Source organism: Sulfuricurvum sp. (assembly GCF_023229695.1).
Classification (GTDB): domain Bacteria; phylum Campylobacterota; class Campylobacteria; order Campylobacterales; family Sulfurimonadaceae; genus Sulfuricurvum.
The window spans coordinates 1-24,758 of record NZ_JALNYS010000012.1 but is presented as its reverse complement, the minus strand read 5'-3'; the positions used below and the strand labels follow the sequence as shown (position 1 = coordinate 24,758).

General features: G+C 47.8%; 30 protein-coding genes. 20 read left to right on the top strand and 10 right to left on the bottom strand.

Going from position 1 to position 24,758, the window contains the following annotated elements; all coding sequences use genetic code 11:
• Positions 1-382: 382 nt before the first annotated feature.
• The 5 genes from M0P91_RS09710 (at position 383) to M0P91_RS09690 (ending at position 2,303) form a co-directional block, all read left to right on the top strand.
• Complete coding sequence (locus M0P91_RS09710) at positions 383-727, top strand: hypothetical protein (protein WP_295066670.1); 345 nt, start codon at positions 383-385, stop codon at positions 725-727.
• Positions 727-1,071, top strand: coding sequence for a hypothetical protein (locus M0P91_RS09705; protein ID WP_295066669.1), 345 nt, complete (start codon positions 727-729; stop codon positions 1,069-1,071). The genes M0P91_RS09710 and M0P91_RS09705 overlap by 1 nt, the downstream gene beginning before the upstream one ends.
• A gap of 14 nt (positions 1,072-1,085) precedes the next feature.
• Entirely contained in the window at positions 1,086-1,694 is a 609-nt protein-coding gene (locus M0P91_RS09700) for a hypothetical protein (protein ID WP_295066667.1), read from the top strand.
• A 70-nt stretch (positions 1,695-1,764) separates the two neighbouring features.
• Positions 1,765-1,899 carry a hypothetical protein gene (locus M0P91_RS09695; protein ID WP_295066665.1) on the top strand — a complete coding sequence of 45 codons (135 nt, stop codon included), beginning with the start codon at positions 1,765-1,767 and terminating at the stop codon, positions 1,897-1,899.
• Complete coding sequence (locus M0P91_RS09690) at positions 1,896-2,303, top strand: glycoside hydrolase family protein (protein ID WP_295066663.1); 408 nt, start codon at positions 1,896-1,898, stop codon at positions 2,301-2,303. Before M0P91_RS09695 ends, M0P91_RS09690 begins: the two co-directional genes overlap by 4 nt.
• Positions 2,304-2,365: 62 nt before the next feature.
• On the opposite strand, the gene M0P91_RS09685 is transcribed toward M0P91_RS09690, so the two are convergent.
• From M0P91_RS09685 to M0P91_RS09665, 5 genes are all read right to left on the bottom strand, one after another.
• The gene (locus M0P91_RS09685) at positions 2,366-3,124 is read right to left on the bottom strand and encodes a metal ABC transporter permease (RefSeq protein WP_295066662.1); all 759 of its coding nucleotides are present in this window, start codon (positions 3,122-3,124) and stop codon (positions 2,366-2,368) included.
• Positions 3,121-3,993, bottom strand: a complete 873-nt coding sequence (locus M0P91_RS09680; protein ID WP_295066660.1) for a zinc ABC transporter substrate-binding protein — start codon at positions 3,991-3,993, stop codon at positions 3,121-3,123. Before M0P91_RS09680 ends, M0P91_RS09685 begins: the two co-directional genes overlap by 4 nt.
• A gap of 9 nt (positions 3,994-4,002) precedes the next feature.
• Positions 4,003-5,349 carry a hypothetical protein gene (locus tag M0P91_RS09675; RefSeq protein ID WP_295066658.1) on the bottom strand — a complete coding sequence of 449 codons (1,347 nt, stop codon included), beginning with the start codon at positions 5,347-5,349 and terminating at the stop codon, positions 4,003-4,005.
• A 44-nt stretch (positions 5,350-5,393) separates the two neighbouring features.
• Positions 5,394-5,786: a hypothetical protein gene (locus M0P91_RS09670; RefSeq protein ID WP_295066657.1), complete on the bottom strand. Its 393-nt coding sequence runs from the start codon at positions 5,784-5,786 to the stop codon at positions 5,394-5,396.
• A gap of 91 nt (positions 5,787-5,877) precedes the next feature.
• Positions 5,878-6,372 (bottom strand): DNA-deoxyinosine glycosylase, encoded by a 495-nt coding sequence (locus M0P91_RS09665; protein WP_295066656.1) that lies wholly within the window; start codon positions 6,370-6,372, stop codon positions 5,878-5,880.
• A 96-nt stretch (positions 6,373-6,468) separates the two neighbouring features.
• Here M0P91_RS09665 and purH point away from each other — a divergent pair, with 96 nt between their 5' ends.
• The 7 genes from purH to ung all read left to right on the top strand — a co-directional run bounded on the left by purH (position 6,469) and on the right by ung (position 11,092).
• Positions 6,469-8,004: a bifunctional phosphoribosylaminoimidazolecarboxamide formyltransferase/IMP cyclohydrolase gene (gene purH / locus M0P91_RS09660; protein ID WP_295066655.1), complete on the top strand. Its 1,536-nt coding sequence runs from the start codon at positions 6,469-6,471 to the stop codon at positions 8,002-8,004.
• Positions 8,005-8,207: 203 nt separating this feature from the next.
• On the top strand, positions 8,208-8,387 hold the full coding sequence (locus tag M0P91_RS09655; protein WP_295066653.1) for a hypothetical protein: 180 nt from the start codon (positions 8,208-8,210) through the stop codon (positions 8,385-8,387).
• Entirely contained in the window at positions 8,387-8,545 is a 159-nt protein-coding gene (locus M0P91_RS09650; RefSeq protein WP_295066651.1) for a hypothetical protein, read from the top strand. The genes M0P91_RS09655 and M0P91_RS09650 overlap by 1 nt, the downstream gene beginning before the upstream one ends.
• A 234-nt stretch (positions 8,546-8,779) precedes the next feature.
• Complete coding sequence (locus tag M0P91_RS09645) at positions 8,780-8,986, top strand: hypothetical protein (protein ID WP_295066650.1); 207 nt, start codon at positions 8,780-8,782, stop codon at positions 8,984-8,986.
• 152 nt (positions 8,987-9,138) lie between these two features.
• Positions 9,139-10,023, top strand: a complete 885-nt coding sequence (locus M0P91_RS09640; protein WP_295066648.1) for a DnaJ C-terminal domain-containing protein — start codon at positions 9,139-9,141, stop codon at positions 10,021-10,023.
• 3 nt (positions 10,024-10,026) lie between these two features.
• Complete coding sequence (locus tag M0P91_RS09635; RefSeq protein WP_295066646.1) at positions 10,027-10,413, top strand: helix-turn-helix transcriptional regulator; 387 nt, start codon at positions 10,027-10,029, stop codon at positions 10,411-10,413.
• A gap of 4 nt (positions 10,414-10,417) precedes the next feature.
• Complete coding sequence (gene ung, locus M0P91_RS09630; RefSeq protein WP_295066644.1) at positions 10,418-11,092, top strand: uracil-DNA glycosylase; 675 nt, start codon at positions 10,418-10,420, stop codon at positions 11,090-11,092.
• Here the strand turns inward: ung and M0P91_RS09625 are convergent.
• Genes M0P91_RS09625 through M0P91_RS09615 form a run of 3 tightly spaced genes read right to left on the bottom strand, consistent with a single transcriptional unit; the run spans position 11,069 to position 14,791 of the window.
• Positions 11,069-11,821 carry a CHAD domain-containing protein gene (locus M0P91_RS09625; RefSeq protein WP_295066642.1) on the bottom strand — a complete coding sequence of 251 codons (753 nt, stop codon included), beginning with the start codon at positions 11,819-11,821 and terminating at the stop codon, positions 11,069-11,071. The genes ung and M0P91_RS09625 overlap by 24 nt on opposite strands.
• A gap of 7 nt (positions 11,822-11,828) precedes the next feature.
• On the bottom strand, positions 11,829-12,836 hold the full coding sequence (locus M0P91_RS09620; RefSeq protein WP_295066641.1) for an endonuclease/exonuclease/phosphatase family protein: 1,008 nt from the start codon (positions 12,834-12,836) through the stop codon (positions 11,829-11,831).
• Complete coding sequence (locus M0P91_RS09615; RefSeq protein ID WP_295066639.1) at positions 12,836-14,791, bottom strand: M3 family metallopeptidase; 1,956 nt, start codon at positions 14,789-14,791, stop codon at positions 12,836-12,838. The genes M0P91_RS09620 and M0P91_RS09615 overlap by 1 nt, the downstream gene beginning before the upstream one ends.
• 236 nt (positions 14,792-15,027) lie before the next feature.
• Between M0P91_RS09615 and M0P91_RS09610 the strand changes: the two genes are divergently transcribed.
• From M0P91_RS09610 to M0P91_RS09600, 3 genes are read left to right on the top strand one after another with little or no spacing between them, the layout of a single operon-like run.
• Complete coding sequence (locus tag M0P91_RS09610; RefSeq protein ID WP_295066638.1) at positions 15,028-15,642, top strand: DUF502 domain-containing protein; 615 nt, start codon at positions 15,028-15,030, stop codon at positions 15,640-15,642.
• Positions 15,643-15,678: 36 nt separating this feature from the next.
• The gene (locus tag M0P91_RS09605; protein WP_295066636.1) at positions 15,679-15,966 is read left to right on the top strand and encodes a nucleotidyltransferase domain-containing protein; all 288 of its coding nucleotides are present in this window, start codon (positions 15,679-15,681) and stop codon (positions 15,964-15,966) included.
• Entirely contained in the window at positions 15,948-16,448 is a 501-nt protein-coding gene (locus tag M0P91_RS09600) for a hypothetical protein (RefSeq protein ID WP_295066635.1), read from the top strand. Before M0P91_RS09605 ends, M0P91_RS09600 begins: the two co-directional genes overlap by 19 nt.
• Positions 16,449-16,676: 228 nt before the next feature.
• On the opposite strand, the gene M0P91_RS09595 is transcribed toward M0P91_RS09600, so the two are convergent.
• Both M0P91_RS09595 and M0P91_RS09590 read right to left on the bottom strand, forming a co-directional pair.
• On the bottom strand, positions 16,677-17,774 hold the full coding sequence (locus tag M0P91_RS09595) for a trypsin-like peptidase domain-containing protein (RefSeq protein WP_295066633.1): 1,098 nt from the start codon (positions 17,772-17,774) through the stop codon (positions 16,677-16,679).
• Positions 17,775-17,776: 2 nt separating this feature from the next.
• Complete coding sequence (locus M0P91_RS09590) at positions 17,777-19,105, bottom strand: hypothetical protein (protein WP_295066631.1); 1,329 nt, start codon at positions 19,103-19,105, stop codon at positions 17,777-17,779.
• Positions 19,106-19,203: 98 nt separating this feature from the next.
• Between M0P91_RS09590 and pyrH the strand changes: the two genes are divergently transcribed.
• From pyrH to M0P91_RS09565, 5 genes are read left to right on the top strand one after another with little or no spacing between them, the layout of a single operon-like run.
• On the top strand, positions 19,204-19,914 hold the full coding sequence (gene pyrH / locus M0P91_RS09585) for a UMP kinase (protein WP_295066629.1): 711 nt from the start codon (positions 19,204-19,206) through the stop codon (positions 19,912-19,914).
• Positions 19,915-19,931: 17 nt separating this feature from the next.
• Positions 19,932-20,147: a DNA-directed RNA polymerase subunit omega gene (locus tag M0P91_RS09580; protein WP_295066628.1), complete on the top strand. Its 216-nt coding sequence runs from the start codon at positions 19,932-19,934 to the stop codon at positions 20,145-20,147.
• A gap of 21 nt (positions 20,148-20,168) precedes the next feature.
• Positions 20,169-22,334 (top strand): RelA/SpoT family protein, encoded by a 2,166-nt coding sequence (locus M0P91_RS09575; protein WP_295066626.1) that lies wholly within the window; start codon positions 20,169-20,171, stop codon positions 22,332-22,334.
• 3 nt (positions 22,335-22,337) lie between these two features.
• Positions 22,338-23,540, top strand: a complete 1,203-nt coding sequence (gene tyrS / locus M0P91_RS09570; protein WP_295066624.1) for a tyrosine--tRNA ligase — start codon at positions 22,338-22,340, stop codon at positions 23,538-23,540.
• A complete protein-coding gene (locus tag M0P91_RS09565) occupies positions 23,537-24,628 on the top strand; it encodes a nitronate monooxygenase family protein (protein WP_295066623.1) in 1,092 nt (363 codons plus the stop codon). The genes tyrS and M0P91_RS09565 overlap by 4 nt, the downstream gene beginning before the upstream one ends.
• Positions 24,629-24,758 lie beyond the last annotated feature (130 nt).

The following is a 24,758-nucleotide window of genomic DNA, read 5'->3' as shown; positions in this document are numbered from 1 at the left end:
TCCCCCTCCCCATGGGCGACCTTTTTGTTAGTCCCCCCTAAAATTCGCCCAAAAAGCGAAAATTTTAGGGATAAGGGACGGTTCACGCCACCACTTTTAAACTCCCTCGCCCTCACCTTAAAAATCGCGTGTAGGGGACTATGTCCCCCTAACGCGATTTAGGGGCGCATCTAAAAAATAAACTTTTTCAAATTTTTTGAACCTTTCCTTAAAAACTCTCTCCACTACTATTAGACTTTACTTACTTAAAATTTCCCTTCTCGGTTTGTTTAATCAACTTTACAAAATCCAATATTGCCCGACAATTCACAAATTATCTATATTTTCAGTATCTAATCAATCGGGTTTGATTTTTTAGAAAAATAAAAAAAAAGGATAGACAATGCTTATTAAGCAAAGCGTAAAAGGCAAATTCGCCACAATTGATGCTGTAATTAATTTGGCTGCCCTCGCTACTCTTGAAACTCTTATGGAAGGCGTTATTTCTACGTTTACCGAAAAAAGCAGCGGCGGTGTAGATATTGCAACAGCTCCGGCAACAATGCGCGGTATGAAATTCGGTGTCGGTCGTAAAGCTGACAAATTGAGTTGTACGGTTTCTTTCAAACACATCAAACCGACAAAACACAGTACGGACGTTTTCACCCATATGGCTCTTTTCGATGCAGATTGGAAAAGCGCACTTCCGGCAACACACATCAACCAAATCTATCAAGGAGCTAAATAATGAAATCGCTTGTTAAAAATCAACTCGGCCCGGTTTCTCAAAACATTTATCTTCCTTGTACTGCGGTAAACGCGGAAACAATTTGTGCGGATCTTCTTGAAGGGACTTATAAAGTTTTCGAAGAAACATCTTCCGTTGGTTCTGATGCTGCTGTCACTCTTGTGTACGAAACTCGTGTTCAGTACCGCAATACCGGAACCGGTAAACGCGATTACTTGCACTTCTTCGCAAAATCGACAACGAATACTGATGAAATCGTTGCAACTCTTAAAGGGTTGACCATCAACGGAATTCTCATCGATGAAGTTGTTATTATCGGCTTCAAACCTGTAACCTTCGCGTAAAGCGGGGGTTTCCCATGATCACAAATCCTGAAATACATCGCCTCTTAAACACAATCCAAAGTATTATAAATACTGATCTTCTCCCTCTTTTTGATTCATTTAGTGAAGAATTCGTACCCGAGAAACCCATCGTTCCGGTTGATTGGTTAACGTACATTAAAAGCGTATCTTACGACCCTGCACGATTTTCAATTGATCTTCAAAGCTTCGTGGATTATATTTCAAACGCTTCAAATTTCCTCGGAATCAAAAATGATTCGGTCGCTTATTCTCGTGTTAAAGGTTCTTCAATCGCGTTAAATGCTTTCCTAACTTCTCCATGTATGCCGCTTTTGCCTTATCGCGAAGTTGCAATACCAACATTTAACTTAGAAGTTATGAGCGGTCAAGTATTCATCATCGCGTACAAACCGTATGTTGCAGGCTCATCAACAACGCTTTTTTGGGAATTGCGAAAACGTGTTTCGGGAACCCCACTAAAGCGGGTATTTTATGATGCAAACGCCGGAATTTTTAATAATGTTGGCGTTCTCATCACAAAAGAGACATTGGGTAATTACTACAGCGGCTCATCTTCCTATAACTACGAAACAAACGGTTACATAAGGATTTACGATGTGTGACAATTGCAAAAAAAACAACATTGAGTGTAACTACACTTTAGATGATGAAATGCTTCAAAAAATCGTAAACATGACAATCAAAGAAATGACAGACCGTGCATATCGCGATATAGGCAAAAAAACGGTCAACGGCTTCTACGCTCTTGTTGGAGTAATCACGGTAGGAATCTATATTTTCCTCAAACAGAAAGGCTACATTCAATGACTAAATTGGAAGAACAACTAATAATCGATGAGGGTTTTAGCTCAAAACCTTATAAAGACACAGTTGGAAAATTAACGATAGGTTTCGGAAGAAATCTTGATGATAAAGGAATTTCACGTTCTGAAGCATTTACAATGTTACAAACTGACATTAAGGCCGCGAAATATGATCTTTCAAGAAACCTAAAATTCTTTGATCAACTTTGCGACGGCAGACAATCCGCCCTTATTAACATGACATTTAACATGGGTATCGACAAAGTCCTCGGATTTAAAAGAACCCTAAAATTAATGGAAGAAGGCAAATTCGAAGAAGCATCGATTGAAGTTTTGAAAAGTAAATGGGCTGAACAAGTCGGAGACAGAGCAAAGAGAATTTCCGATAAAATACGTTTAGGTTACTAAAATTTAACCTTTTTCAAAGAATTTTCAATTTTTACTTGACTTTAGTTTAGGAAATATCTTTGTCACAGCTTCGATACGCTCTCTTTTTTTGCAGAGAGGGCTAAAACGGATACGATCGAGGTGAAAGCTCCGATCGATACGATCGTATATCCCGTCGGTAAATCGGCGTAGAAGGCAAGGGAGATCGCACTCAGGCAGATACCCCATCCAAACCAAAGGGCAAAGGGGAACGGCGGAAACCGCCGCTGCATCGAAGCAACCAGAACCGGGGCGATGAGCAAGACGAACACGACCAGTACCCCCGCAAGCTGCACCGATGAGGTGACGGTGAGGGCAAGGAGGGAAAAGAAAAGGAGTTCACGGATAAACCCTTTGGTTTTCGGATAAACCTTCCACAGCGCCAGCGCGATTGCTCCATAAAGGAGGAGCGCTTGAGTCAGCTGCTCTTGGGTGGTGAAGAGGATATCGTTGGCCAGAAGCGATTTAAAATGCTCCATCCCCTCCGCACTGTGGGAGAGGACCATCAGGATGCCGCTCGCCCCCAGAACGTAGATGAGCCCGATAAAGGCCTCAAGATTGAGATTGCGTAACGAGGCAAAAGCGATGAAAAATGCGGCGATCAGGGCAAATAGGAGGGTGATGAGATAGAGGTGCTCTTGATGAAAATATCCCAGACTGATCGATGAACCCAAAGCGGCGAACTGGGCGATCGCGAGATCGGTGAAAATGATCCCCCGCTGAAGGATACCGGTCCCGAACCAGGCATGAATGATGACCAGAAGGAATGCCAGAATCAGAGGGATAAGAAAGATGTCGATCATTGAAGCCTCTTGGTGAGGGCATCGAAGAGGGCGCTAATCGTATCAATCGTCTCCAACGACCCGACATCGTGAGGCATTAGCAGCAGTTTGATCCCGGTTTTATCGTGCAGGAACTCTCCGGTTTTGGTCGAATGGTAAACATCGTGCATGATGCACAGCGGTTTTTCGGCAGCAATGATTCCGATGAGTTTCATCGTATGACCCGAGGAGGGGGGGATACCGGCAAGCGGTTCGATGGTGGCCAGCGATTTCAAACCGTAGGCACGGAGAAAATAGTTGAATACCGGATGGTATTGGATGACGCTTGTACCCCGCAGCGGAGCCATGGTACTGTCCCACCGCTTGAGATTTGTACTCCAGAGGGATTTAAACGCGGCGAGGTTACCGCGATAGAGTGGGGCATTTGCCGGATCTTTTTGGGAGAGAAAGAGGGTGATCGCTTCGGCCAGAACCGGGATATTGTGCGGATCGAGGTGAAAATGGGGATTTCCGTCCGCATGCACGTCTCCCCCCGCACGGCCGGTATCGGTCGGTATATCGATTAGTTTGACTTTTTTCGAGAGATCCAGTACATTGGCGGGATTGTTCAAATTGCCGTTGGATGCGCGGGTTAAGAGCGGCGGAAGCCACCCGCTCTCCAGATCGGCACCGTTGATAATGATGAGGTCGGCACTGCGGAGCCGTCCGATGAGGGAGGGTTTGGGGACGACAAAATGGGGATCCCAGCTCCCCTGTGCCAGTGTCTCGACGGTGAGCTTGTCGCCGCCGATCGTTTTGGCGATGGAGGCAATATAGGGATAGCTCACCGCGACGGTGAGTTTGGCCTCAGAGAGGGAGACGAGGAGGGCGAGGAGTAAAAGCAGGCGCATGGATGTTCCTTAAAATGAGTGGGCGGTGTGCTTGCCGATGGCAAGATTGACCGAAAAGATAAAGGAATCGAGAGGCTGACGCTCCCCTGCCGTCGTGAAAAGGGCATTGGAATGGGCATACTCGAAGCGGTATCGGGCGAACTCACTGGTGTGATACTCGATCATGGCGGAGATCTGTTCCATCGATCCGGGGAGATGGCGATCGACCCCTTCTACCGACAGGGCGTTGTGATAAATGGAGTCGTAGCGTGTCCCGAAACGCCAGGTTTGATCGGGTGCGTAAACGAGTTCGGTGTAGAATCCGGCTTGCTTCCTGCCGGAGAGCTCATCGAGGAGGGCACTCCCGTTATCGCTAAATTGTCTCCCCTCCATCGTGCGGTAAAGCCATTCGCTCTGCCAGCTCAGGGAGCTGTAGCTGTCAAAATAGTGTTTCAGGGTGAAATCGACCCCGTAGAGGGTGCTTTTCCCGCTAAAGGCCGGATCGGAATCGGCAAAATCGATCCGGCTCTCCCCTCTGACGACGCTTGCACCGGCCAAGAGGGTCGATTCGGCGATATCCATCGAGGTTTTGGCATATCCGACGATGAGGGAGGGTTTGGCGGGGGAGGATGCAAGCGTCGATCCGTCATAGGAATTGGTGATGGGGGTTGTACCGAACGAGGCGTAATTGGACCCCTGCAACGCTTCGATTCCGAACATCAGATAGGGTTCGGTCGGGGCGATCCACTGAAACTGTACCCCGTTCTCTTTGAGTTTTTCATGTCCGAGGAACGATCGATAGACCAGCGGCAAATCGGAAAAGTTCCAGGCATGGTGATGCTGCGCGTTGATCCGCCCGAATTCGCTTAAGAGTTTTCCTCCGCGAATGCGGAGATTGTAGGGGAGATTGCGGCTGGTCAAATACCCCTCTTCGATCTCCACGCCCCCCTCGGCAACATGAAACACCACGTCGGCGTCCAGATAGGGGTCCACAACGGAGTGGAGTGCCACTTCGGCATAATTGAGGTTAAATCCGTTGGAGGGGTTATAGGGGGATTCACTGAGGGGACTTTTAACAAATCCGGGGGTATTTAAGGCCGATAGCCTCTCCTCTTTTTGGGAGCGGTTGACGTAGGAGGTGTCGAGGATAAGGGAGAAGTCCAGATTGGAAAGGGTGCCGTTGTTTGGGCCTGTCAAAGGGAGAATTTCGGACGGAGGTGTTTCCTGAGCATTGGACGATTCGAGGGCGTTGATCTTCTCGTGCATCGACTGCAGCGTCTGCTGCATGTGCACCATTTGGGTTTTGAGAGTTTCCAGTTCGGTTGTCTCTGCCATCAAAGAGACGGCGGCAGCGGTTGAGAATAATAGTTTTTTCATAGAGATATCCTGATCGTTGTCATTGTTAAAATAGAGAAAAAGGATCAGGCAAACGGGGGAGAGCGGCTCCGGCCGGGGATGACGGGGATGGCGGAGTGTGCCGTATATCGAGTGAGAAACGGCTCAAATGTGTAATCGATATTCGGTAGTGCGGGTAGTGCGTCCACCAATGCCGGGGAGTGGGCGAGGATACACACCTCACACGTCTCTCCGTGCGGATGAAGATGGGTGAGTTCATGCACCACACCGACCGCAATGGAGAAGATGAAGAGCAGTGCAAACAGGTGTCGAAATCGGCGCATCATCCCCTCCCCTTGGTTTTTTATTAGAGTTCTTGCAGAGCTCTCTTTTAAACGTGCTTTGCGCAAAGCCCAAAGCACTACGCTGGCCGCTATGGCACTAAAGCTTGCCTCTTCGAGGCAGAAAACTTCTTGCATCACAAGGTTATGGAAGAAGTCTATTAAACGAATTCTAGCACAGAATAAGAGACGGCTTCATGAAGAGTTTTATATAATTGTGTAAGGTTAGTTATCCGGCTAGAGCGTTATCGATAAACTCCTTGTAGCGTTGTGTTTTTTCAGCCCGTTTCATCGCCGCATGGGCGGGGGATGTTGAGGGGAGGAGGACTTTTTCGACACTCACATCCTTGTAAACCTTCTGAAACAGATCGAAACTCTTCTTTCCCGTAAAGCCGATGGCATTGATATTCGGATACGCTTCTAACAGTATTTTAAAATCGTTGGGGACGCAGTTTTTGAGATTGGTATCGCTTGAGTTATCTCGCTCACATGACGCGATCACATCCCACAGTCCGATCCCTTTTTCCAGACAAAATTCTTTTTTTGCCTCATTGGTTTCCAATCGGACGGTAAAAATTTCTTCGATGATCGGCCAAAAGGCATTGCGGGGATGGGCGTAGTAAAATGAGTGTTCGAACGAAGCGATGCTGGGGAAACTGCCCAAAAAGAGGACGCGGGTACGCTCATCGAGAATAGGGGTGAAAGGGTGAAAAAAAGGTTGCATGGAGTGATTTTACCTCATTTTACCTTCCCCTAAACCACACTTTGTTACAATTCCGCCATTAATTTATGGGTCTGGTACCCAACTCAAAGGAACTGCATGAAGCGTGCACTGCTAAGCGTCAGCGATAAAAGCAACATCGTTGAATTCGCCAAATCTCTGATCGGTTTGGACTATGAAATCGTCTCTACGGGCGGAACGTACAAAATGTTGCGTGAGGCGGGTGTAAGCGCGATCGAGATCGATGAAGTGACCAAATTCCCCGAGTGTTTCGAAGGGCGAGTCAAGACATTGAACCCCTACATCCACGGCGGAATTCTCCATCGCCGTGACAAACAATCGCACCTTGACCAAGCGGTCGAACTCGGTGTTGAAGCGATCGATTTGGTCTGTGTCAATCTCTATCCGTTCAAAGCGACGATTGAGAAAACCGACGATTTCGAAGAGATCATCGAAAACATTGACATCGGCGGACCTGCTATGGTGCGCTCTGCGGCAAAAAATTTCGATAGCGTCATTATCCTTACCGATCCATCGGATTATTCATTGGTGCTTAATGCAATTGCAAACGGTGAAAACAGCGTCGAATTTCGCCGCGATTTGATGATCAAAGCGTACGAGCATACGGCAGCGTACGACTCTATGATCGCCAACTACATGAACAAACGGTTCAACAACGGCATGGGGGCCAAGCAGTTTATTGTCGGAAACAAAGTGATGGATACCCGTTACGGCGAAAACCCGCACCAAAAGGGCGGCTTGTATGAGTTTGATGCGTTTTTCAGCCAAAACTTCAAAACCCTCAAAGGGGAAGCGAGCTTCAACAACCTTACCGACATCAGCGGCGCGGTGAAAATCGCGGCGGCATTCGGAGAGGAAAACGCGATCTGTATCGTCAAACACGGCAATCCGTGCGGTTTTGCGATTCGTGAGACTCTCTTGGATGCCTACAATGAAGCGCTCAAATGCGATCCGGTTTCTGCATTCGGCGGTGTGGTCGCGGTGAACGGCGTCGTGACCAAAGAGCTGGCCGAGAAGATGAACGAAATGTTCCTTGAAGTGGTGATTGCCGGACGAATTGATGAAGAGGCGCGCGCGGTGTTCGAGCCGAAAAAACGGCTCAAACTCTTCGAATACGGCAGTGATCGTATTGCTTTGAGCAACGACGCTATCGATTTCAAACACATCGACGGCGGATTCGTGTTTCAAGATGCCGACCGTGTCGGTGCGGATGAGGTGAAAAACGCGAAGCAGGTGAGCAAGCACTCGGCAAGCGAGCAGGAACTCAAAGATGCGGAGATCGCCTATAAAGTGGCATCCCTGACCAAATCCAATTGCGTCGTCTACGTCAAAAACTCGGCGATGGTAGCGGTCGGTATGGGGATGACGTCACGTGTCGATGCCGCGCGCTGTGCACTGCGTAAAGCCGAAGAGATGGGGCTGGACGTCAGCGGTTCGGCGTTGGCCTCCGAAGCGTTTTTCCCGTTTCGCGATTCGATCGATGCGGCGGCGGGTGCCGGGGTCAAAACGGTCATCGAACCGGGCGGTTCGGTGCGTGATGACGAGGTGATCGCGGCTGCCGATGAGTACGGCATGTCACTTTATTTCAGCGGTATCCGCCACTTTCTACATTAGAATCTCTTCACTCATCATACCTTATAGGGCACAAGAACCTCTTTGAGGTTCCGTGCTTGACACGGAATCCAGCTTCTTTTTATCCCACTTTTTGATTTCAAATACATAAGAAGTATTTGTGCATTTTAAGTCTATGATTCAAACTCATTGATGTTTTAACTGATTTCCACTATAATTTTTAAATCAAATCAAAGGAGTTCTTCATGTCGATTACAGAATTGATGCAAAAGATTGAAGCATCTTCTAAAACGCGCACCGATAGTGAGCGTCGTACATTACTCCGAAAAGCACACATAATCGATAAAGACGGTTATTATGACTCCCGTTATTTTTCCGCTGAAACCGTCGCCAAAGATAGAGCTAAAAAACAAAAAGTCAGTTGATGTATACCAGTAAACCATCTTTTGTTTATGGTTTTCATGGTCTCGATAAAGAAATTGCTCTCCAAATTCTCACACAAGAAAAAGATTTTAAGCACAGTAATAATCATTATGATTGGCTTGGTCATGGTGTCTATTTTTGGGAAAATAATTATGAATGAGCTGTTCAGTATGCCATTGAAGATTCAAAACGCAAACATACCAAAATAAAAGAACCGTTTGTCCTTGGGGCAATTATCGATTTAGGTAATTGTCTCGATCTTCTCGATCAAAAATATCTCGATTTTCTATCAGTTGCCTATAATGATTTAAAACAGAGTCTCGAAATTGAAAATAAAACTCTTCCCACAAACAGTTCATTTTCAGAAAACGATTTTGATTTTAGAAAACGGGAATTGGATTGTGCCGTCATTCGGCATGCCCATCAGCTTGCAAAAGATGAAGGAGAACATTTTGACTCAGTGCGTGCCGCTTTTTGGGAAGGTGAACCACTTTATGATGGTGCCGGATTTAAAAAACAAAATCATATTCAAATAGCGGTACTAAACCCTAATGGCATCAAGGGAGTTTTTCTGCCACGCGATAAAGTCGAATATTCATAAGCTAAGAGCTTTTGCGCCGCTATGGCGCAAGGTTTAATTTCCTCTCTTCCCCAGTATTACGAACTTTCATTTTTAACCTTGATTGATTTTGGCTCAACTTTTATGCTATACTTTTTGTAATAAAAATAGGTAAATATGTACAGGAACACACTATGTCAAAAAGTTTATACACTACCCTCGAAGTATCCCCCTCCGCAAGTGACGCGGAGATCAAAAAAGCATACCGGAAACTTGCACGCCAATATCATCCGGATGTGAACAAAGATCCCAAAGCGGAAGAGAAGTTTAAAGAGATCAATGCCGCGTACGAAGTGCTTAGTGACAAAGAGAAGCGTGCCAAATACGATCAATACGGCGATTCAATGTTCGGCGGTCAGAATTTTCATGATTTTGCCCGGGGACAGGGGGGGAATGTCGATCTGGACGACATTCTCCGCAATATTTTCGGTCAAGGGGGCGGCTACGGCGGCGGCGGTGGTAGTTTCGGCGGCTTTGGAGGGGGAGGTTTCGGCGGCGGCTTCGGCGGCGGGATGAACCTTGATATCGATGCGAATGTAACGGTCCCTTTCAATGTTGCGGTGTTGGGGGGAAAACATACGATTAGCCTAAGCGGAGAGAGTTTTGACATCAAGATCCCGGCCGGGATCAAAAACGGGGAGAAACTTCGTGTCCGAGGAAAAGGGAAGCGTGCGGGGACTCAGAGCGGGGACCTTTACCTGCAAATTAATATCGCCCCCAATCCCGACTACGAGCGGGAGGGGGATAATTTGGTCAAAACCTTTAACGTCCCTCTGTATGCGGCCCTTTTCGGAGGAAAGGTGAGCGTCCAGACACTGGACAAAGAGGTTACCCTCAAAGTTCCCGAAAATACGAAAAACGGCCAGCGCTTCCGTCTCAAGGAGATGGGGGTCATGAACCGTCAGAGTAATGTCCGGGGTGATCTTTACCTGAAAGCGAACATTGTTTTGCCGAATGTTGATAAAATAGATTCCGAACTTGTCGAGCAGATGAAAAAATCCCTTCCGCAAGGAGACTAGACGATGCACCATTTTGATGAACCGGTCTATATGATCAGCATTGTGGCAAAAATCCTCGATATCCATCCTCAGACCCTTCGGCAGTACGAGAGGGAGAATCTGATTGCCCCTTCCCGTTCGGACGGACGAATCCGTCTGTACTCCCAGCGCGATATCGAAAAGATCAAAACGATTTTACGACTGACTCGTGAACTGGGGGTCAATCTAGCCGGTGTCGATGTCGTGATGCGGCTGAAAGACAAAATGGAGACGATGGAAGAGGAGTTGGCATTGCTGCGTCAGGAACTCTCCCGGATGCGCAACAGTTCGGGTGTCCCCCCCGAAAAAGCGCTGGTAACCAAACGGAGCATCTACGAAATGGTTATTTTTGAAGATGATCTTTTAAAGTGATCCGATGCCGTTGAACCCTGTTTTGGATGAGAGCTGGAAAGAGGTGTTGCGGGCGGAGTTTCTCCACCCCTATATGGAGGAGCTCAAAGCCTTTCTTGTCGAAGAGAAAAAAAACTACGCGGTTTTTCCGACGGGGGGCAATATCTTCAATGCGTTTAACTCCACCCCTTTTGATTCGGTAAAAGCGGTCATTCTCGGGCAGGACCCGTATCACGGTGCGGGGCAGGCGCACGGCCTCTCTTTTTCCGTCCCCCCCGGGGTAAAAATTCCCCCCTCGCTTCACAATATCTTTAAAGAGCTGGTGGACGACATCGGATGTCCCTATCCCGGCAGCGGTGATCTGAGTCATTGGGCATCGGAGGGGGTATTGCTCCTCAATACCCTTTTGAGCGTCCGTTTAGGGGAACCTTTCTCCCATAAGGATCGGGGATGGGAGCGGTTCACCGATCAGGTGATACGGATCCTAAGCGACCGGCGTGAACACCTTGTGTTTATCTTATGGGGAGGGCCGGCGGGGAAAAAAGCGGCGTTGATCGACGGCACGAAACATTTGATCCTAAAAGCCCCTCACCCCTCACCCCTCTCGTCGTACCGGGGGTTTTTCGGTTCCAGGCCGTTTAGCCGGACGAATGGGTATCTACAGAGTTGGGGAATCTCACCGATTGAGTGGAAACTCTAGCTTTTTCAGTTTTTTTATCGATTTCTCCCGTTTCCGGGTTAATGTGCGGATCTCGTCTATCAGTTTTTTCCGGTAAATTTTTTTAAGCCAGATGAGTTGATTAAATGTATCCTGAACCGCCCCCAATCTCTCCTGAAGCACTTTGCATTCGGCAATTTTTTCGTTTTCCCCTTTTAAACCGCTTTTATCGATAAATTCCAGGGCATAACGGGCTATTTTAAATCGAATCCGGAGTGCATGGAGCTCTTTTTGCGGAGTTTTCTTGGACAACGATTGGTAGCCGATACGGGCGATGCGATAGTTGGTTTCCGCCAGCGCTATCCAGCGGAGCGGTTCGGATTTCGGATCCGATCGGGATAATTTTTCATCGTAGTGCTGCACTAAAACGGTTATCTTTTGGAGAGCCGTGGGGTCAAAGGATAAGCGGTACTGCTTTTTCCGAAGGTTGCGGAGCCGTTTAAAGGTTTTCGGATATTTGTCCGGGCGTATCAGGGAGAGCAAAACATCGATTTCGCGAACGGAATTGGTTTTTTGAACAAACTGTTTGATTTCGACGGGAAAAGGGGGGATGTCCTCGCCATAAAGGCGCAGCAGCGAACGGATCCGCCGGATCGAAACACGAAACTGATGGATATCATCGGGCTCACCGTCACCCTCTATTTTTCGGAGCAAGCCGAGTGCGCTCTTGAGCTGATCGGATAGATATTCGGTTAGAAGTGAACGTTCCATAGCCCAATTATAACCTGAATTGTGCATAAATCGGAAGGTGATCCGAATATCCCTCTCCCAGATGGTGTTTGGGGTATTTTCGGCTCTGCTGCCAGCGGTAGATTTTCCCGTTCTGAAACAGATACTCCGGAGCAAAACGGCGCATGCTCCCCTTTATGTATTCAATCCCTTTTCCATCGGCAAGGGCCGGTGAGATAATAATATGGTCGAGAGCCTCTGTGTGGTGTCGGTACTGATGGCTCCACCGCTCCTCTTCGGGGAGGTCGTACCAGAGATTGTAGAGGGTGCCGCTGTTGCTTTGAAGCGAGGGATACGTGGCGGGATTGTGATTTTCGTCGACGGTTTTGAGGATATGGTTGATGCCGGTAATACCGTCGGTATCGTTATGGCGGCGGCTTTTGAGAAAGGTACGGTACTCTTCGTAATGGGAATTCAAGTCGCCGAGAATGATAAAGGGTTCAGACGAATCGAGTAGGGAGATCCTTTTGGCCAGTACCCGTGCGCTTTGGATACGCATACTCTCCGGACCGCTTTTGGATTTCCAGTGGTTGACAAAAATACGGAGAGCTTTCCCCTCGACCGTAACCTTCACCTCCATAATGTCCCGAAATTCCCGGCTGGCGCTGATCGGGTGGTTCAGCACGCTTTGAATCGGATAGCGGCTGAGCATGGCGACCGAAACCGTGGTATTTTTGGAACGCGAATACGCATAATAGGGGTAATAGAGCCCCTGGCGGTTGATCTCGGCTTTAAGATCTTTCAGGGCGGTTTCGGATTCAATCTCTTCCAAACCGATGATGTCGGCACCGATATCGCGAATCACTTGGGCGCTATGGCGCAGTTTGGTCCGGTACATCGTCTCATCCCAACCCCACGCGGTGTTGGGGATGTACTCTTCGTACTCGTTTCCGTCATCTTGGGTATCAAAAAGATTCTCGACGTTATAGGTTGCAATTTTCATTTCGGCCCCTCCCAACAGTGTGACGGCGATAAAGAGGAGCCAAAACAGGCGCATTATTCGATTCCATTGAGCCGTAGGAGGTTTTTGGTTTCGCATTCGCGTCCCATCATTTCGACAAACAGCTCCTGCATGCTCTGACTGCCGCCGCGTCCTAGAACAATCTCTTTGTATTTTCGGGCGAGTTCGGAACCGAATATCCCCTCGTCGACAATCGCATAATAGGCATCGGCACTGAGTACTTCCGCCCATTTATAGCTGTAATATCCGGCGCTGTACCCTCCGCTGAAGATATGGGAAAAGCCGTTTTGAAATTTGTTGTATGCAGGGGGCTTAATAAAAGCGGTCGTCTCACGGATCGAGTCGAGAAGCTCTTGAATCTCTTCACCTTGATAGAGGCGTGAATGGAGCATGAAATCAAAGAGAGAGAACTCCAGCTGACGGAGCATAAAGAGGGCGCTTTGGAAATTTTTGGCCCGGATCAGTTTTTCGATCATTGCATCGCTGAGGGTCTCCTTTGTTTTGTGGTGGATGGCAAAAAGTTTGAGCACTTTCGGTTCATACGCGAAATTTTCCAGAAATTGCGACGGAAATTCGACCGCATCCCATTCGACGCCGTTGACACCGCTGACCCCGTGTTCGCGGACCCGGCTCATCAGATGGTGAAGGGTATGCCCCATTTCGTGAAAAAGGGTAACGACGTCATCGTGGCGCAGAAGGGAGGGGGACGTTTCCGAGGAGGGGGGGAAATTGCAGACGACAAAGGCGCTGGAGTGGTGGATACACCCTTGGGTATCTTCGCAATGGGTCTGGAAATTGTGCATCCATGCCCCGCCGCGTTTCTCTTTACGTGCCTCAAGATCGAAATAGACCCGTGCCAGGAGTTTCTCCCCCTCATAGATGTCATAGGCGCTTGCTTTTTTATCCCACAGCGGAAGCTCACACTTTTCAAATCGGATACCGAAGAGCTGTCCGAGAAAATCGAACATCCCTTTCATCACTCCGTGCTGTTCGAAATAGGGGCGATACTCCTCTTCGTCGATATCGTATTGCGCTTTTTTGAGAATCTCTCCGTAAAAAGCGGTGTCGTAGCTTTGCAGATCGATGCCGCCGGCAATCGCCCGTACCTCTTCGACTTCGCGTGCAGCCTGCGTACGGGAGGTCCGGGCCAATTCGTTGAGAAATTTCAATACGCTTTGGGTATCGGGTGCCATTTTGGACGCGAGTGAATATTCGGCGTAGTTCTCAAATCCCAAGAGTTTGGCACTCTCCTGACGCAGCGCGAGGAGCTCGTCGATAATAGCGGCGTTCTGCGGGGCGCGGGTTGTATAGGCCCGGTAGAGCTCTTCGCGGATGGAGCGGTTGGGACCATAGGTCATATAGGCGATGTATGAGGGCATCTGGAGGGTAAAGCGGTATCGGATAGCGCCGTTTTCGTCTTCAAAACGGGCATCCTCCAAATCCCCTTCCGGCACTCCCGCGACATCCGCTTCATCGGTGATGATTTTTTCATACGCATTGGTGGCGTCGAGGAGGTTTTGGGAGAAATCGTTGGTCAGGACGCTTTTGCGCTGATTGATCTGGGCCAGACGCCCTTTCGAGACATCATCCAGATGGGCTCCGGCGAGTTCGAAATGGAGGATATTGAGATCCAGAATACGGCGCTGTTCGCCGTTGAGACGATCGTACTCATTGGTTTTGATCCGTTTGAACGCATCATAAATGGCAAGATTCTGCCCGATAAAGGTAGAATAGTCGGTCAAAATCGGCAAGGCGTCGGCATAGACTTTTTGGGTGTCGGGGGAATTTTTCACCGCGTTGATGTGCGAAAGGGGGGTGAACAAGAGTTCCATCTCCTCCTCCATAAAATCAAACGGACGGACAAAATTGGCGTAGGTTTTATCATTAATCGCCAATAAATCGGCAATGGTTTTATGATTGATTTCGATCAAGGCATTCAAATCGGGTATAAATGTCTCTAAATCGAGTTTAAAATCGGCAAAAGGGTGCATGGTCTCTCCTATAGTTGCGATATTGTAGTAAAGTGTTTCAAAAAGTATTCTATAATTCGACAATTTGTCATATTAACGGATGTTACACACCTGACCTTAACGGGTACTTCAAGGGGGGTTACTCTCCCGTATCCGAAAGATGCGGGTAGCTTCAGGGGGGTGCAGGGGACAAATTGTCCCCTGCCACTTTCCGGGCTTCGCCCAGAAAGTGCGTAACATTAAAAAGGTTTATTCCAATGAGTGTAAAAATCAAACTATTACTTCGGTATATCTTTGTGGGGGCATTATCCCTTTTTCCATTGATTTTGGTGATCGTAGTGGTCAATTATCTTAAAAATCTAGGCGTTAGTGCGTACTCATCCCTGCATGATTACACCAATTCGTTCGGAGTAACACTGGCCCTGATGGCAGGAGTTGTCGCTGTTTTTGCCCTTTTAGGATTTTCGATTGAGAAATACGGACGTTCTATTTTTATCTCTATAATTGATACGACGTTTGAGAAAATTCCCGCTATCCGCTCCGTCTATTCGGTATCGAAAAAACTCGCGGCAATGCTCAGCGGCGGCGAAGACGGGACAAAAAAAGAGGTGGTATTGGTCGAATATCCCAAAGAGGGGTTGTGGGTTCCGGCCTATTTGCTCAATCGCCATGAAAACATCTGCGTCTTATTTATCCCGACCTCTCCGAACCCGACGAGCGGATATACGGTACTGGTTGATGAAACAAAGATCAAAAAAACAACCTTATCGCTTCAGGAAGCATCCTCATTCATCATCAGCATGGGGGCTGATTTCCCGAGAAAAGAGGAAGTGTCGGGGCTTATTCAAACTCATCAAATTACTAAAACGTGATACAATTCATATATTAAGCGTACAAGGAGAGGTGCAATGCGACTAAGCGAATACGAGCATCAGATTCTCACCAAACATTGCAATGCCCTTTTCCCCCATTCTAATCTCTATCTTTTCGGATCACGAACGGATGATAAAAAACGGGGCGGCGATATTGATCTGTATCTCGAAACAGAGGATAAATCTAACCTTTTCAAACGAAAAATTACCTTTTTATCCAAAGTGAAACGTGATTTGGGGGATCAAAAAATAGACTTGATTTTTAACGAAGATGAGAGCAGACTTATCGAACAGGAGGCTCGACAATGGGGGATTCGGCTTTAGTTTATCACGCTAAACTTCTGAAAACGTTGAATGAAAACTTCATCCATTTGCGGAGAATTCGCAACGCATTTGATGAGTTGTCAAAGCAGTACACGTTTCCGATCACTATTGAAAACTTCCGAGAGCTTATCGATAATGTTCAAAATATTGCGTATGCGGATCAGGTGATTTATCGCTTTTCAAAACTGCAAGACGGGATCGGGGCTAAACTCTTTAAAGCCTTCTTGTTGGCACAGGGAGAGAATGTGGATAAGCCTTTTTTGGATATTTTGCATCAACTCGAAAAGCTCAATATTGTTGATGTAGACGAATGGTTTATGCTGCGTGAAATTCGGAATGAAATTGCTCACGACTACGAAGAGAATGAAGAAAACGCGATGAATATTCTCAATACTATCATCGAAACATTAGGGGAGCTGGAAAAAATCCTCGTAACGATTCAATCGTTGATGGAGAAAAAAGAAGAGGGTGCTTTTTTTTAGTAACTGACCTTACGCACCTTGCCTTAACAGGTACTTCAAGGGGAGTTAATCTCCCGTATCCGAAAGATACGGGAAGCTTTAGGGGGTTGTATGGGTGAAAAGCGTCAAAAAAGCCAACTGCTTGGCTTTTTTAGCTTTGGAACCCAAGCCGTTGTACGTAGTACCGGCTGGGTCGTCCCTGCCACTTTACGGGCTATGAGCGGAAAGTGTGTAACATCAGTGAGTAAATTATTCAAACTCATCAAATTTCGGCTCCAGCGCTTTGAACTTTTCGATCAGGAGTTTGTGGTAGCGGGGGGAGTGTTTGTAGAGTTGCCGTAACGCCTGTGTCCCGTAGTGCTCACTCAGCGATGAATCGATGATAATATAGGAGAGGTAGACGGTGTTTTCATTGATTGCAAACTGCAATCGTCCCAGTTCGGCATTTTCGCGCAGGAGATAATCGTAAAGGGGTTCAATGTTTTCTTGCGGTATCCGGCAGAGTGCCGAGTCGGCGATGACCACCCCGTTATCGTAGTAGTTGACATCGATGCGGGTCGTATCGGTTTCAAACCGCCAGCTCCGCTGACTTCGACGTGAGAGGGTAACGTTGATTTTCAAGGACCCCAGTATTTTTTCGATCAAGGCGACGACGCCGGAGGGTTTGTACCCTTCGCGCCGCCGTTTGGCGACATCGAGTTTTACGCCGCAGTTGGGGCAATAGTCATTTTGAATCGTCGGTTCGAAAATGAGATTTTTGCAGGAGATACAGCGGATGATATCCTCTTTGTTCAAAGCAAGAAACTCTTCCAACGCCTCCTGGAGGGTGTAGCAGGGGAGAGCGAACCCGAGATTATTGGAATTTTGGATAATAAAGGTGTTGACGCCGATCACCTCTCCCTCTTCGTTCAGCAGCGGCCCGCCGCTGTTTCCGGGATTGATTGCGGCGTCAAACTGGATGTATTCCACCTCCCCCTGCATCCGGGAAGCCCGGGAGATGATCCCCTCGGTCGTGGAATAGTTGAGCCCGTAGGGGTGGCCGATGGCAATAACGCCGTCTCCGTCACTGATGGGCGAGGTGGAGAGCTCTAGGGGCGTTTGCGTCCCGATCGTTTTTGGCGGGCGGATAAATGCCAAATCGTAGGCAGGGTCGTCATACACGACATCCCCAATCGTTTTTGGGAGCGTTTTGGTACTGATGAGAACCTGTTTCAGTCCATTGACGACGTGAGAATTCGTCACAATAAGGGTACCGATGACAAAGCCGCTCCCGCTCCCGTAGGGGGTGGTGATCTGCACGATGCTGTCGATGCTTTTTTCAACCATTTTTTGGGTAGAGGTTGTCATTCTTAAGCCTCGGTAAAATCAAGATTTTTAATGTGAAGATAAAAACTTTGGCTGAAATGGTCCAAATCGGTGTAGTTTAACTCATCGGCAAAATTTTTAAGCCCCCGATAGCGCTCACCGTAGGGTTGAATCGCCGAAGCGATTCGCTCTGCGATGATGCGCTTCTGGAAGGTGCCGCTTTGGGGATTGTACAGCCTTTGTCCCCCTTCCCCTTCGAAAAAATCCCCGTTATACACTTCGACATGCAGATGCAAAAGGGAGCGCAGCGCCGGGTGGAGGCCGTAGTTATACAGAATATAGAGGGAAATATAGCGATAAATGACGGTGATCACGTAGTTGGAGTGATTGTGCTTGTACCAGCGCACTTTGACAAGCGACTCATCGATAAACGTGGCGATATCGTCATGCATTGCCTGCTCATACGGCGAAAACGTATAGGGCGAATCGTAGAACTGGGTTGAAAACTCTTCGAATGAGAGGGCTTCAAGTTCCGCCAGAAACGTTTCAAGCTCGGCATTTTTGTCTTCGGTCAGTTTTTCATCCTCCAGGAAATAGCCGTTGATCTTCTCGCTTAAATTTTTGGCCATTTTTTTACGGGGTATGAAAAGATAGTCGATTTGAAGCAAAAGAGAGAGATAGCTAAACGACGCCATCCCGGTGTTGTCGTTGGAGAGGAGCCCGATAAGACTCGCTTTGGTCTGGGCTATCCACGATTGCATGGTCGTGTAGAGTCGTCTGGCCCGTTCGGAATTGATCGGGATCATATGGTCAAACTCCAGCAAGTCCGATTCGTCAAAATCACTGGCGATAAACTCTTTTTCAAAATCGGCATGGAGGGCGATTTCGCGGAGGGGAAAAAAGATTTTCTGGGGGGTAATTGTCGTATTTTCCAGATGGAGAGAGAGTCGGATAACCCCCTTTTCATCACTGAAGCGGCAATAGGTGAGTTGAAAATTACGCTCTAAAAAACGGCGTTTGATGGCAACATGCAACGCTCCCGTATTCGCAATGTCGACATGCGCTTCAAGAAATTCGGCGGTGACGACCCCTTTGACAATGGCACTTCCCTGAATCAGAGTAAAACGAAGCGACTCTTCGTCGGAAATGAGGGTGAGATGGGGGGGCAAATCGGGAATTTCCGAGTGGAGAAGGGAGGTTAAAAAACGGTGGTACCCTTGGAGGATATCGCCGCGTATGAAGGCATCGGAAGCCTCGTCAAAAAGCTCTTTCTCCCGTGGATTGGGGAGCGCGTGTATCCCTCTGCCGTAGATAACGGTTTTCTCAGGCGGATTCGGCCGCAGCCATGAGAGAACTTTATCAAACCATTTCACCGAAATATCCCTTGCCTGTTATAGGGTTGTAGTGTAATCAAAGCAACCTTAAAGCGACGATAAAGTATAATACGCGTAATTTCATAGAGGGGGATTGTATGGGCTATAAACGTGTGTTGGTGAAGTTCTCGGGAGAGGCACTGGCCGGTGAGAACGGTCACGGGATCGATACAAAAATCCTCAAGTTTATTGCGACAGAGATCAAAACCCTCATAGATGCAGGGATTGAAGTGGGGATCGTGATCGGCGGCGGCAACATTATCCGTGGCGTCACGGCAGCGCAAGACGGCATTATTCGCCGAACGTCGGGTGATTACATGGGGATGCTCGCTACCGTGATCAATGCGATCGCCATGCAAGAGGCGTGCGAACACGAAGGGATTCTGGTCCGTGTGCAAAGCGCGATCAAAATGGAACAGATTGCCGAAGCGTTTATCGTGCGCCGTGCAATCCGTCATCTGGAGCGGGGACGGGTGGTCGTATTTGCCGCAGGGACCGGAAATCCGTTCTTTACTACCGATACGGCAGCAACCTTGCGTGCGATTGAAATCGGAGCCGAAGTGATTATCAAAGCGACCAAAGTAGACGGTGTATACGACAAAGACCCTAATAAATTTGCCGATGCGGTCAAACTTCCGGAGCTCGGATACGAACAAGCCCTTAGTGACCATATCAAAGTAATGGATGACACTTCAATCGCCCTGGCCAAAGAGAACAAGCTTCCGATCATCGTGTGTGACATGTTTAGACCGGGTAATTTGCTTGAAATCATTCAGGGAAATCTTGAGCGTTGCTCAATTGTGAAATAAATCTAAAAGGACATTTAATGAGACTTGAACAACTGACCTCAAAAGCACTTGATACTGCGAATATCGATCGTTACCAATTGGCGTTGGCCGTTGCCAAACGTTCCGAAGAGCTCCAAAACGGCGCACCGACAAAAATGAATGTAGACATGAAAAAAGTTAAACCGGCCGATGTCGCTTTGATGGAGATTGCCGAAGGGTACATTACCATCAAAGGTTTTGTAGATAAAGCATAACGTACTGCTAGAGCCTTATCATTGAACACCGTCGATATCGATAAAATCACCCGCATCAATGATACGGAAGGTGCCGTAGCGCACCTTTACTCCCTCATCCACCCTTCCAATCCCATTGAAACCGCCTTAAACTTTGCTCAGGCGGCTCATCGTGAGCAGTTTCGCAAAAGCGGCGAACCTTATATCGTCCATCCCGTTTTGGTCGCTTCTTTGGTCGCTTCCATTACCGGAGATGAGGCGATGGTCATTGCCGCATTGTTGCATGATGTCGTCGAAGATACCCACATCACGATTGAAGACGCCGCCCGTGACTACGGAAATGACGTAGCCCATCTGGTTGAAGGGTTGACTAAAATCGATACGATCCGCGATGCGGAGCTTATCCCGTCGAATTCGGATGAAAAACTGGTTGTTTCGGCCCTCTCGTTTCGAAAGATGCTGATCGCCTCGATCGAAGATGTTCGCGTATTGGTCGTCAAGCTGTGCGATCGGCTTCATAATATGTTGACGCTGGGGGCCTTAAGCGAGATTAAACAACATCGGATCGCGGAAGAGACGCTGGTCGTATATGCTCCGATCGCCCATCGTTTAGGGATCTCTTTTCTGAAAAACTTATTGGAAGATTTGAGTTTCCAGTATCTTTTTGCCGAAGATAAACGTTTCATTGATCTGTATCTGGAAGAAAATTATCGATCTATTTCGGTCCGCTTAAACGATTTTTGCGAGAAACTGACCAAAATGATGCTTGAAAACGGTTTCTGTCAGGAAGATTTCGAGATCCTCAGCCGTGTCAAACACCACTATTCGGTGTATCTCAAAATGCAGCGCAAAGGGATCAGCATCGACGAAATTCTGGACTTGCTGGCGGTACGGATTCTGGTTAAAAAACCGATTGACTGTTATCGTGTTTTCGGTATGGTTCATCTCAATTTTCAACCGATCAGCGCCCGGTTTAAAGATTACATTGCGATTCCGAAAGAGAACGGCTATCAGACGCTGCATACGACGGTATTTGACGAGAGTGCCATTTTTGAAGTGCAGATCCGCACCTATGAGATGCACGCAACGGCCGAACTGGGTGTTGCGGCCCATTGGAAATACAAAAGCGGGGGAAATAACGCGATCAGTCTGGATTGGCTACACAATCTACAGTACCAGAACGAATCGGTGGAAGCCTTTTATGAGCTGATCAAAAACGATCTCTACAGTGAAGATATCAGCGTTTTTTCTCCTAAGGGGAAACCTTTTACTCTCCCGCGCGGCGCGGTGGCATTGGATTTTGCCTATGCGGTCCATACGGAAGTGGGGGACAGTGCCGAGGGGTGTCTGGTTAACAAAGAGAAAGCGAGTCTGCTCAGCGAACTTCATAACGGGGATATGGTTAAAATCATAACGACCCCGGGGAATAAAAAAATCACCCGCTGCAGCTGGATTGATACAGTAAAAACTTCCCGTGCAAAAGCAAGCATGCGCGCAAACTGTAACCAGCGGATACGTGCGATTGATATTCAGAGCGGTTTGAATATCCTGACCAACGTATTTCGGTTGAAGGAAGAGAAAATCGTCGAGCTCTTTACGCGGGTCCATTTTGAAGATCAGATGCATCGCCTGCCGCGCGATCTTGATTTTTTAAAAGAGTCGATTAACCGCCTCGGAGAGGAGCTGCGCGAGAACAGCCGCTTTAGTGCGTTCTGGACCCGTAACCGGTTCAAGCTCAAGCCGTATCTGTTTTCCTCATTGGAAATTTCATCGGTTCAAAACATCTCCGATGCGGTATTTGATTATTGCTGCCATCCGAAAAACGGCGACGAGATCGTCGCCTTTTTGCAAGACGGCAAAGCGCATGTCCACCATAAGATGTGTAAAAATGCCGCCGCATTGATCGATCGACACGAGCCGATGCTGTTCGTCCGATGGAAGCGGCAGGATTATTTTCGCTTTCATCTTATTATCAGTATGCAAAATGCGCAAGGCTCTTTGGCCGACCTTCTCACCTATATGGCCAAGATGGGGGCTGATATCAACAGCATCGAACTGGGGAAAGAGCGTTCGGAACATACCCAATATTGCGAAATGGAGTTTCAGACCCTGGAACGTGATACGAGCAAGCTTCGTTCAAAGCTTGAAAAAAAAGGGAAAATCATACAATTTTTTCGGACCGATGATGCGTACCGAAGTCAAGGATAAAACATGTTAAACGAAGCATTACGAGAAATTAGACGAGGGAGTGCCGAAATCATTGATGAAGCGCGACTTGAGATACTGTTGAAAAATTATTTTGAAAAAGGGGAGAGCTATACGGTCAAAGCGGGATTTGATCCTACCGCGCCCGATTTGCATTTAGGTCATACCGTTTTACTCCAAAAATTGGCTACCTTTCAAAAATTCGGTGGACATATCCAATTTTTGATCGGAGATTTTACGGCACAGATCGGCGATCCTACCGGGAAAAGCGAAACGCGTAAAAAGCTTCTGCCCGCTCAAATTGAGCAAAATGCCCAGAGCTATAAAGATCAGGTGTTCAAAATACTGGATCCTGAAAAAACGACGGTTGTCTTTAATGCCGACTGGATTAACCCCCTCGGAGCCGCCGGTATGCTGGAACTGACCACGACCTTCAATGTCGCACGGATGCTGGAACGCGATGATTTCGATAAGCGTTACAAGGGGGGGATCTCCATCTCCATCAGCGAATTTTTGTATCCGCTCCTTCAGGGGTATGACAGCGTACATCTTAAAAGCGATGTCGAGATCGGCGGGACCGATCAGAAATTCAACCTCCTTATGGGGCGTCATTTGCAGCGCGCTTATGAAATCGGGAAAGAGCAGTCTGTTTTAATGATGCCTATTTTAGAGGGGCTTGACGGGGTCCAGAAGATGTCCAAAAGTCTCGGAAACTATATCGCCGTTGCCGATACGCCGGGTGAGATGTTCGGAAAAATTCTCAGTATCAGCGATACGTTGATGTGGCGCTATTATGAGTTGCTTAGTGTTCAAAGTCTGGATGCGATCGAAGCGCTGAAATCGGGTGTCGAAAACGGTTCGCTGCACCCTAAAAAGGTCAAAGAGGCATTGGCGATTGAAATTACGGCACGGTTTCATTCGGAGGATGCGGCCTATGGCGCACAGGCTGAATTTGAGCGGGTACACGCACAAAGTGAAATTCCGACCGAAATGGAGGAGTTTACCATAGAAGGGCCCGTTTGGATTGCGAAAGCTCTTGTGGATTGTGCTTTAAGCCCCTCCACTTCACAATCTCGTCGGGAGATTAAGCAAGGCTCTGTTAAAATCGATCAACATAAAGTGAGCGACGAACAGTTCCAACTGGAAGCGGGTGAGTACGTGGTACAGGTTGGAAAACGAAAATTTGCGCGAATAAAGGTAACCTTATGAGCTTTAAACCACTTCAAATCGGTAAGCATCTGATAAAGCACCCCATTGTACAGGGGGGAATGGGTGTCGGTATCAGCTGGGACAAATTGGCAGGAACTGTTTCGTCGGAAGGCGGACTGGGAGTAGTCAGCTCGGTTGGAACCGGATATTACGAAGATAAAGTCCATGTTAACAAACTGGTTGCGGATCGCCCTTTGGATGCCGAAAATTTTTATTCGAAAAAAGGGCTTGACGCCATTGTCAAAAATGCCCGTAAAATTTGCGGTGACGCTCCGTTGGCGTGTAACGTCCTTTATGCGATCAACGATTACGGGCGCGTCGTTCACGATGCATGTGAAGCGGGAATTGATATCATCATTACCGGAGCGGGTCTGCCGACCAACATGCCCGAATTCACCGCCGATTATCCGGATGTGGCATTGGTTCCGATCGTATCGTCGCCCAAAGCCCTTTCGATTATTTGCAAACGGTGGCAAAAGCGCTACAATCGGCTTCCTGACGCCGTGATCCTTGAGGGGCCGAAAAGCGGCGGGCACCAGGGATTTACCTATGAACAATGCGAAATGGAAGAGTATCAGCTTGAAAATCTTGTCAAACCGGTTGTTGAAGAAGCGGCGCTCTGGGGAAATATTCCGGTAATAGCCGCCGGAGGAGTTTGGGATAAAAACGATATCGACCAGATGATCGAACTGGGTGCGTCAGGGGTACAAATGGGGACCCGTTTTATCGGTACATTCGAATGTGACGCCCACGAAAATTTCAAACAGGTTTTGATCGATGCCAAAGAGGAAGATATCACCCTGATGAAATCTCCGGTCGGTTATCCTGCACGCGGCGTACGTACCAATTTGCGCAATTTGGTCGATACCCGTACCGGCCCGGCCATCAAATGTATCTCCAACTGCGTTGCTCCGTGTAATCGCGGGGTTGAAGCCAAAGAGGTTGGTTTCTGTATCGCAGACCGTCTTAGCGATGCGTATGCGGGAAATCTGGAACTGGGCCTTTTCTTTTCAGGCACCAACGGGTATCGTATTGATAAAATCATCTCCGTCAAAGAGTTGATGGAAAAATTAATTCAAGGGGAGTGATTGATCGAGTGCTGAGTCGTCTCTTTTTCCTGATTCTTTTTCTATTTACCCTTTCGTTAGCGGGTGCGGATGATAATAGCCGTTTGAGCGCAGCGAAAAGTGCGCTCCAAAGCAGTGATGAAATCGAGCA

Excerpts from the sequence above, each read along its gene's own strand:
- M0P91_RS09710 (WP_295066670.1), top strand. The coding sequence starts at position 383 with ATGCTTATTAAGCAAAGCGTAAAAGGCAAATTCGCCACAATTGATGCT.
- M0P91_RS09705 (WP_295066669.1), top strand. The coding sequence starts at position 727 with ATGAAATCGCTTGTTAAAAATCAACTCGGCCCGGTTTCTCAAAACATT.
- M0P91_RS09700 (WP_295066667.1), top strand. The coding sequence starts at position 1,086 with ATGATCACAAATCCTGAAATACATCGCCTCTTAAACACAATCCAAAGT.
- M0P91_RS09695 (WP_295066665.1), top strand. The coding sequence starts at position 1,765 with ATGACAATCAAAGAAATGACAGACCGTGCATATCGCGATATAGGCAAA.
- M0P91_RS09690 (WP_295066663.1), top strand. The coding sequence starts at position 1,896 with ATGACTAAATTGGAAGAACAACTAATAATCGATGAGGGTTTTAGCTCA.
- M0P91_RS09685 (WP_295066662.1), bottom strand. The coding sequence starts at position 3,124 with ATGATCGACATCTTTCTTATCCCTCTGATTCTGGCATTCCTTCTGGTC.
- M0P91_RS09680 (WP_295066660.1), bottom strand. The coding sequence starts at position 3,993 with ATGCGCCTGCTTTTACTCCTCGCCCTCCTCGTCTCCCTCTCTGAGGCC.
- M0P91_RS09675 (WP_295066658.1), bottom strand. The coding sequence starts at position 5,349 with ATGAAAAAACTATTATTCTCAACCGCTGCCGCCGTCTCTTTGATGGCA.
- M0P91_RS09670 (WP_295066657.1), bottom strand. The coding sequence starts at position 5,786 with ATGCAAGAAGTTTTCTGCCTCGAAGAGGCAAGCTTTAGTGCCATAGCG.
- M0P91_RS09665 (WP_295066656.1), bottom strand. The coding sequence starts at position 6,372 with ATGCAACCTTTTTTTCACCCTTTCACCCCTATTCTCGATGAGCGTACC.
- purH (WP_295066655.1), top strand. The coding sequence starts at position 6,469 with ATGAAGCGTGCACTGCTAAGCGTCAGCGATAAAAGCAACATCGTTGAA.
- M0P91_RS09655 (WP_295066653.1), top strand. The coding sequence starts at position 8,208 with ATGTCGATTACAGAATTGATGCAAAAGATTGAAGCATCTTCTAAAACG.
- M0P91_RS09650 (WP_295066651.1), top strand. The coding sequence starts at position 8,387 with ATGTATACCAGTAAACCATCTTTTGTTTATGGTTTTCATGGTCTCGAT.
- M0P91_RS09640 (WP_295066648.1), top strand. The coding sequence starts at position 9,139 with ATGTCAAAAAGTTTATACACTACCCTCGAAGTATCCCCCTCCGCAAGT.
- M0P91_RS09635 (WP_295066646.1), top strand. The coding sequence starts at position 10,027 with ATGCACCATTTTGATGAACCGGTCTATATGATCAGCATTGTGGCAAAA.
- ung (WP_295066644.1), top strand. The coding sequence starts at position 10,418 with ATGCCGTTGAACCCTGTTTTGGATGAGAGCTGGAAAGAGGTGTTGCGG.
- M0P91_RS09625 (WP_295066642.1), bottom strand. The coding sequence starts at position 11,821 with ATGGAACGTTCACTTCTAACCGAATATCTATCCGATCAGCTCAAGAGC.
- M0P91_RS09620 (WP_295066641.1), bottom strand. The coding sequence starts at position 12,836 with ATGCGCCTGTTTTGGCTCCTCTTTATCGCCGTCACACTGTTGGGAGGG.
- M0P91_RS09615 (WP_295066639.1), bottom strand. The coding sequence starts at position 14,791 with ATGCACCCTTTTGCCGATTTTAAACTCGATTTAGAGACATTTATACCC.
- M0P91_RS09610 (WP_295066638.1), top strand. The coding sequence starts at position 15,028 with ATGAGTGTAAAAATCAAACTATTACTTCGGTATATCTTTGTGGGGGCA.
- M0P91_RS09605 (WP_295066636.1), top strand. The coding sequence starts at position 15,679 with ATGCGACTAAGCGAATACGAGCATCAGATTCTCACCAAACATTGCAAT.
- M0P91_RS09600 (WP_295066635.1), top strand. The coding sequence starts at position 15,948 with ATGGGGGATTCGGCTTTAGTTTATCACGCTAAACTTCTGAAAACGTTG.
- M0P91_RS09595 (WP_295066633.1), bottom strand. The coding sequence starts at position 17,774 with ATGACAACCTCTACCCAAAAAATGGTTGAAAAAAGCATCGACAGCATC.
- pyrH (WP_295066629.1), top strand. The coding sequence starts at position 19,204 with ATGGGCTATAAACGTGTGTTGGTGAAGTTCTCGGGAGAGGCACTGGCC.
- M0P91_RS09580 (WP_295066628.1), top strand. The coding sequence starts at position 19,932 with ATGAGACTTGAACAACTGACCTCAAAAGCACTTGATACTGCGAATATC.
- tyrS (WP_295066624.1), top strand. The coding sequence starts at position 22,338 with ATGTTAAACGAAGCATTACGAGAAATTAGACGAGGGAGTGCCGAAATC.
- M0P91_RS09565 (WP_295066623.1), top strand. The coding sequence starts at position 23,537 with ATGAGCTTTAAACCACTTCAAATCGGTAAGCATCTGATAAAGCACCCC.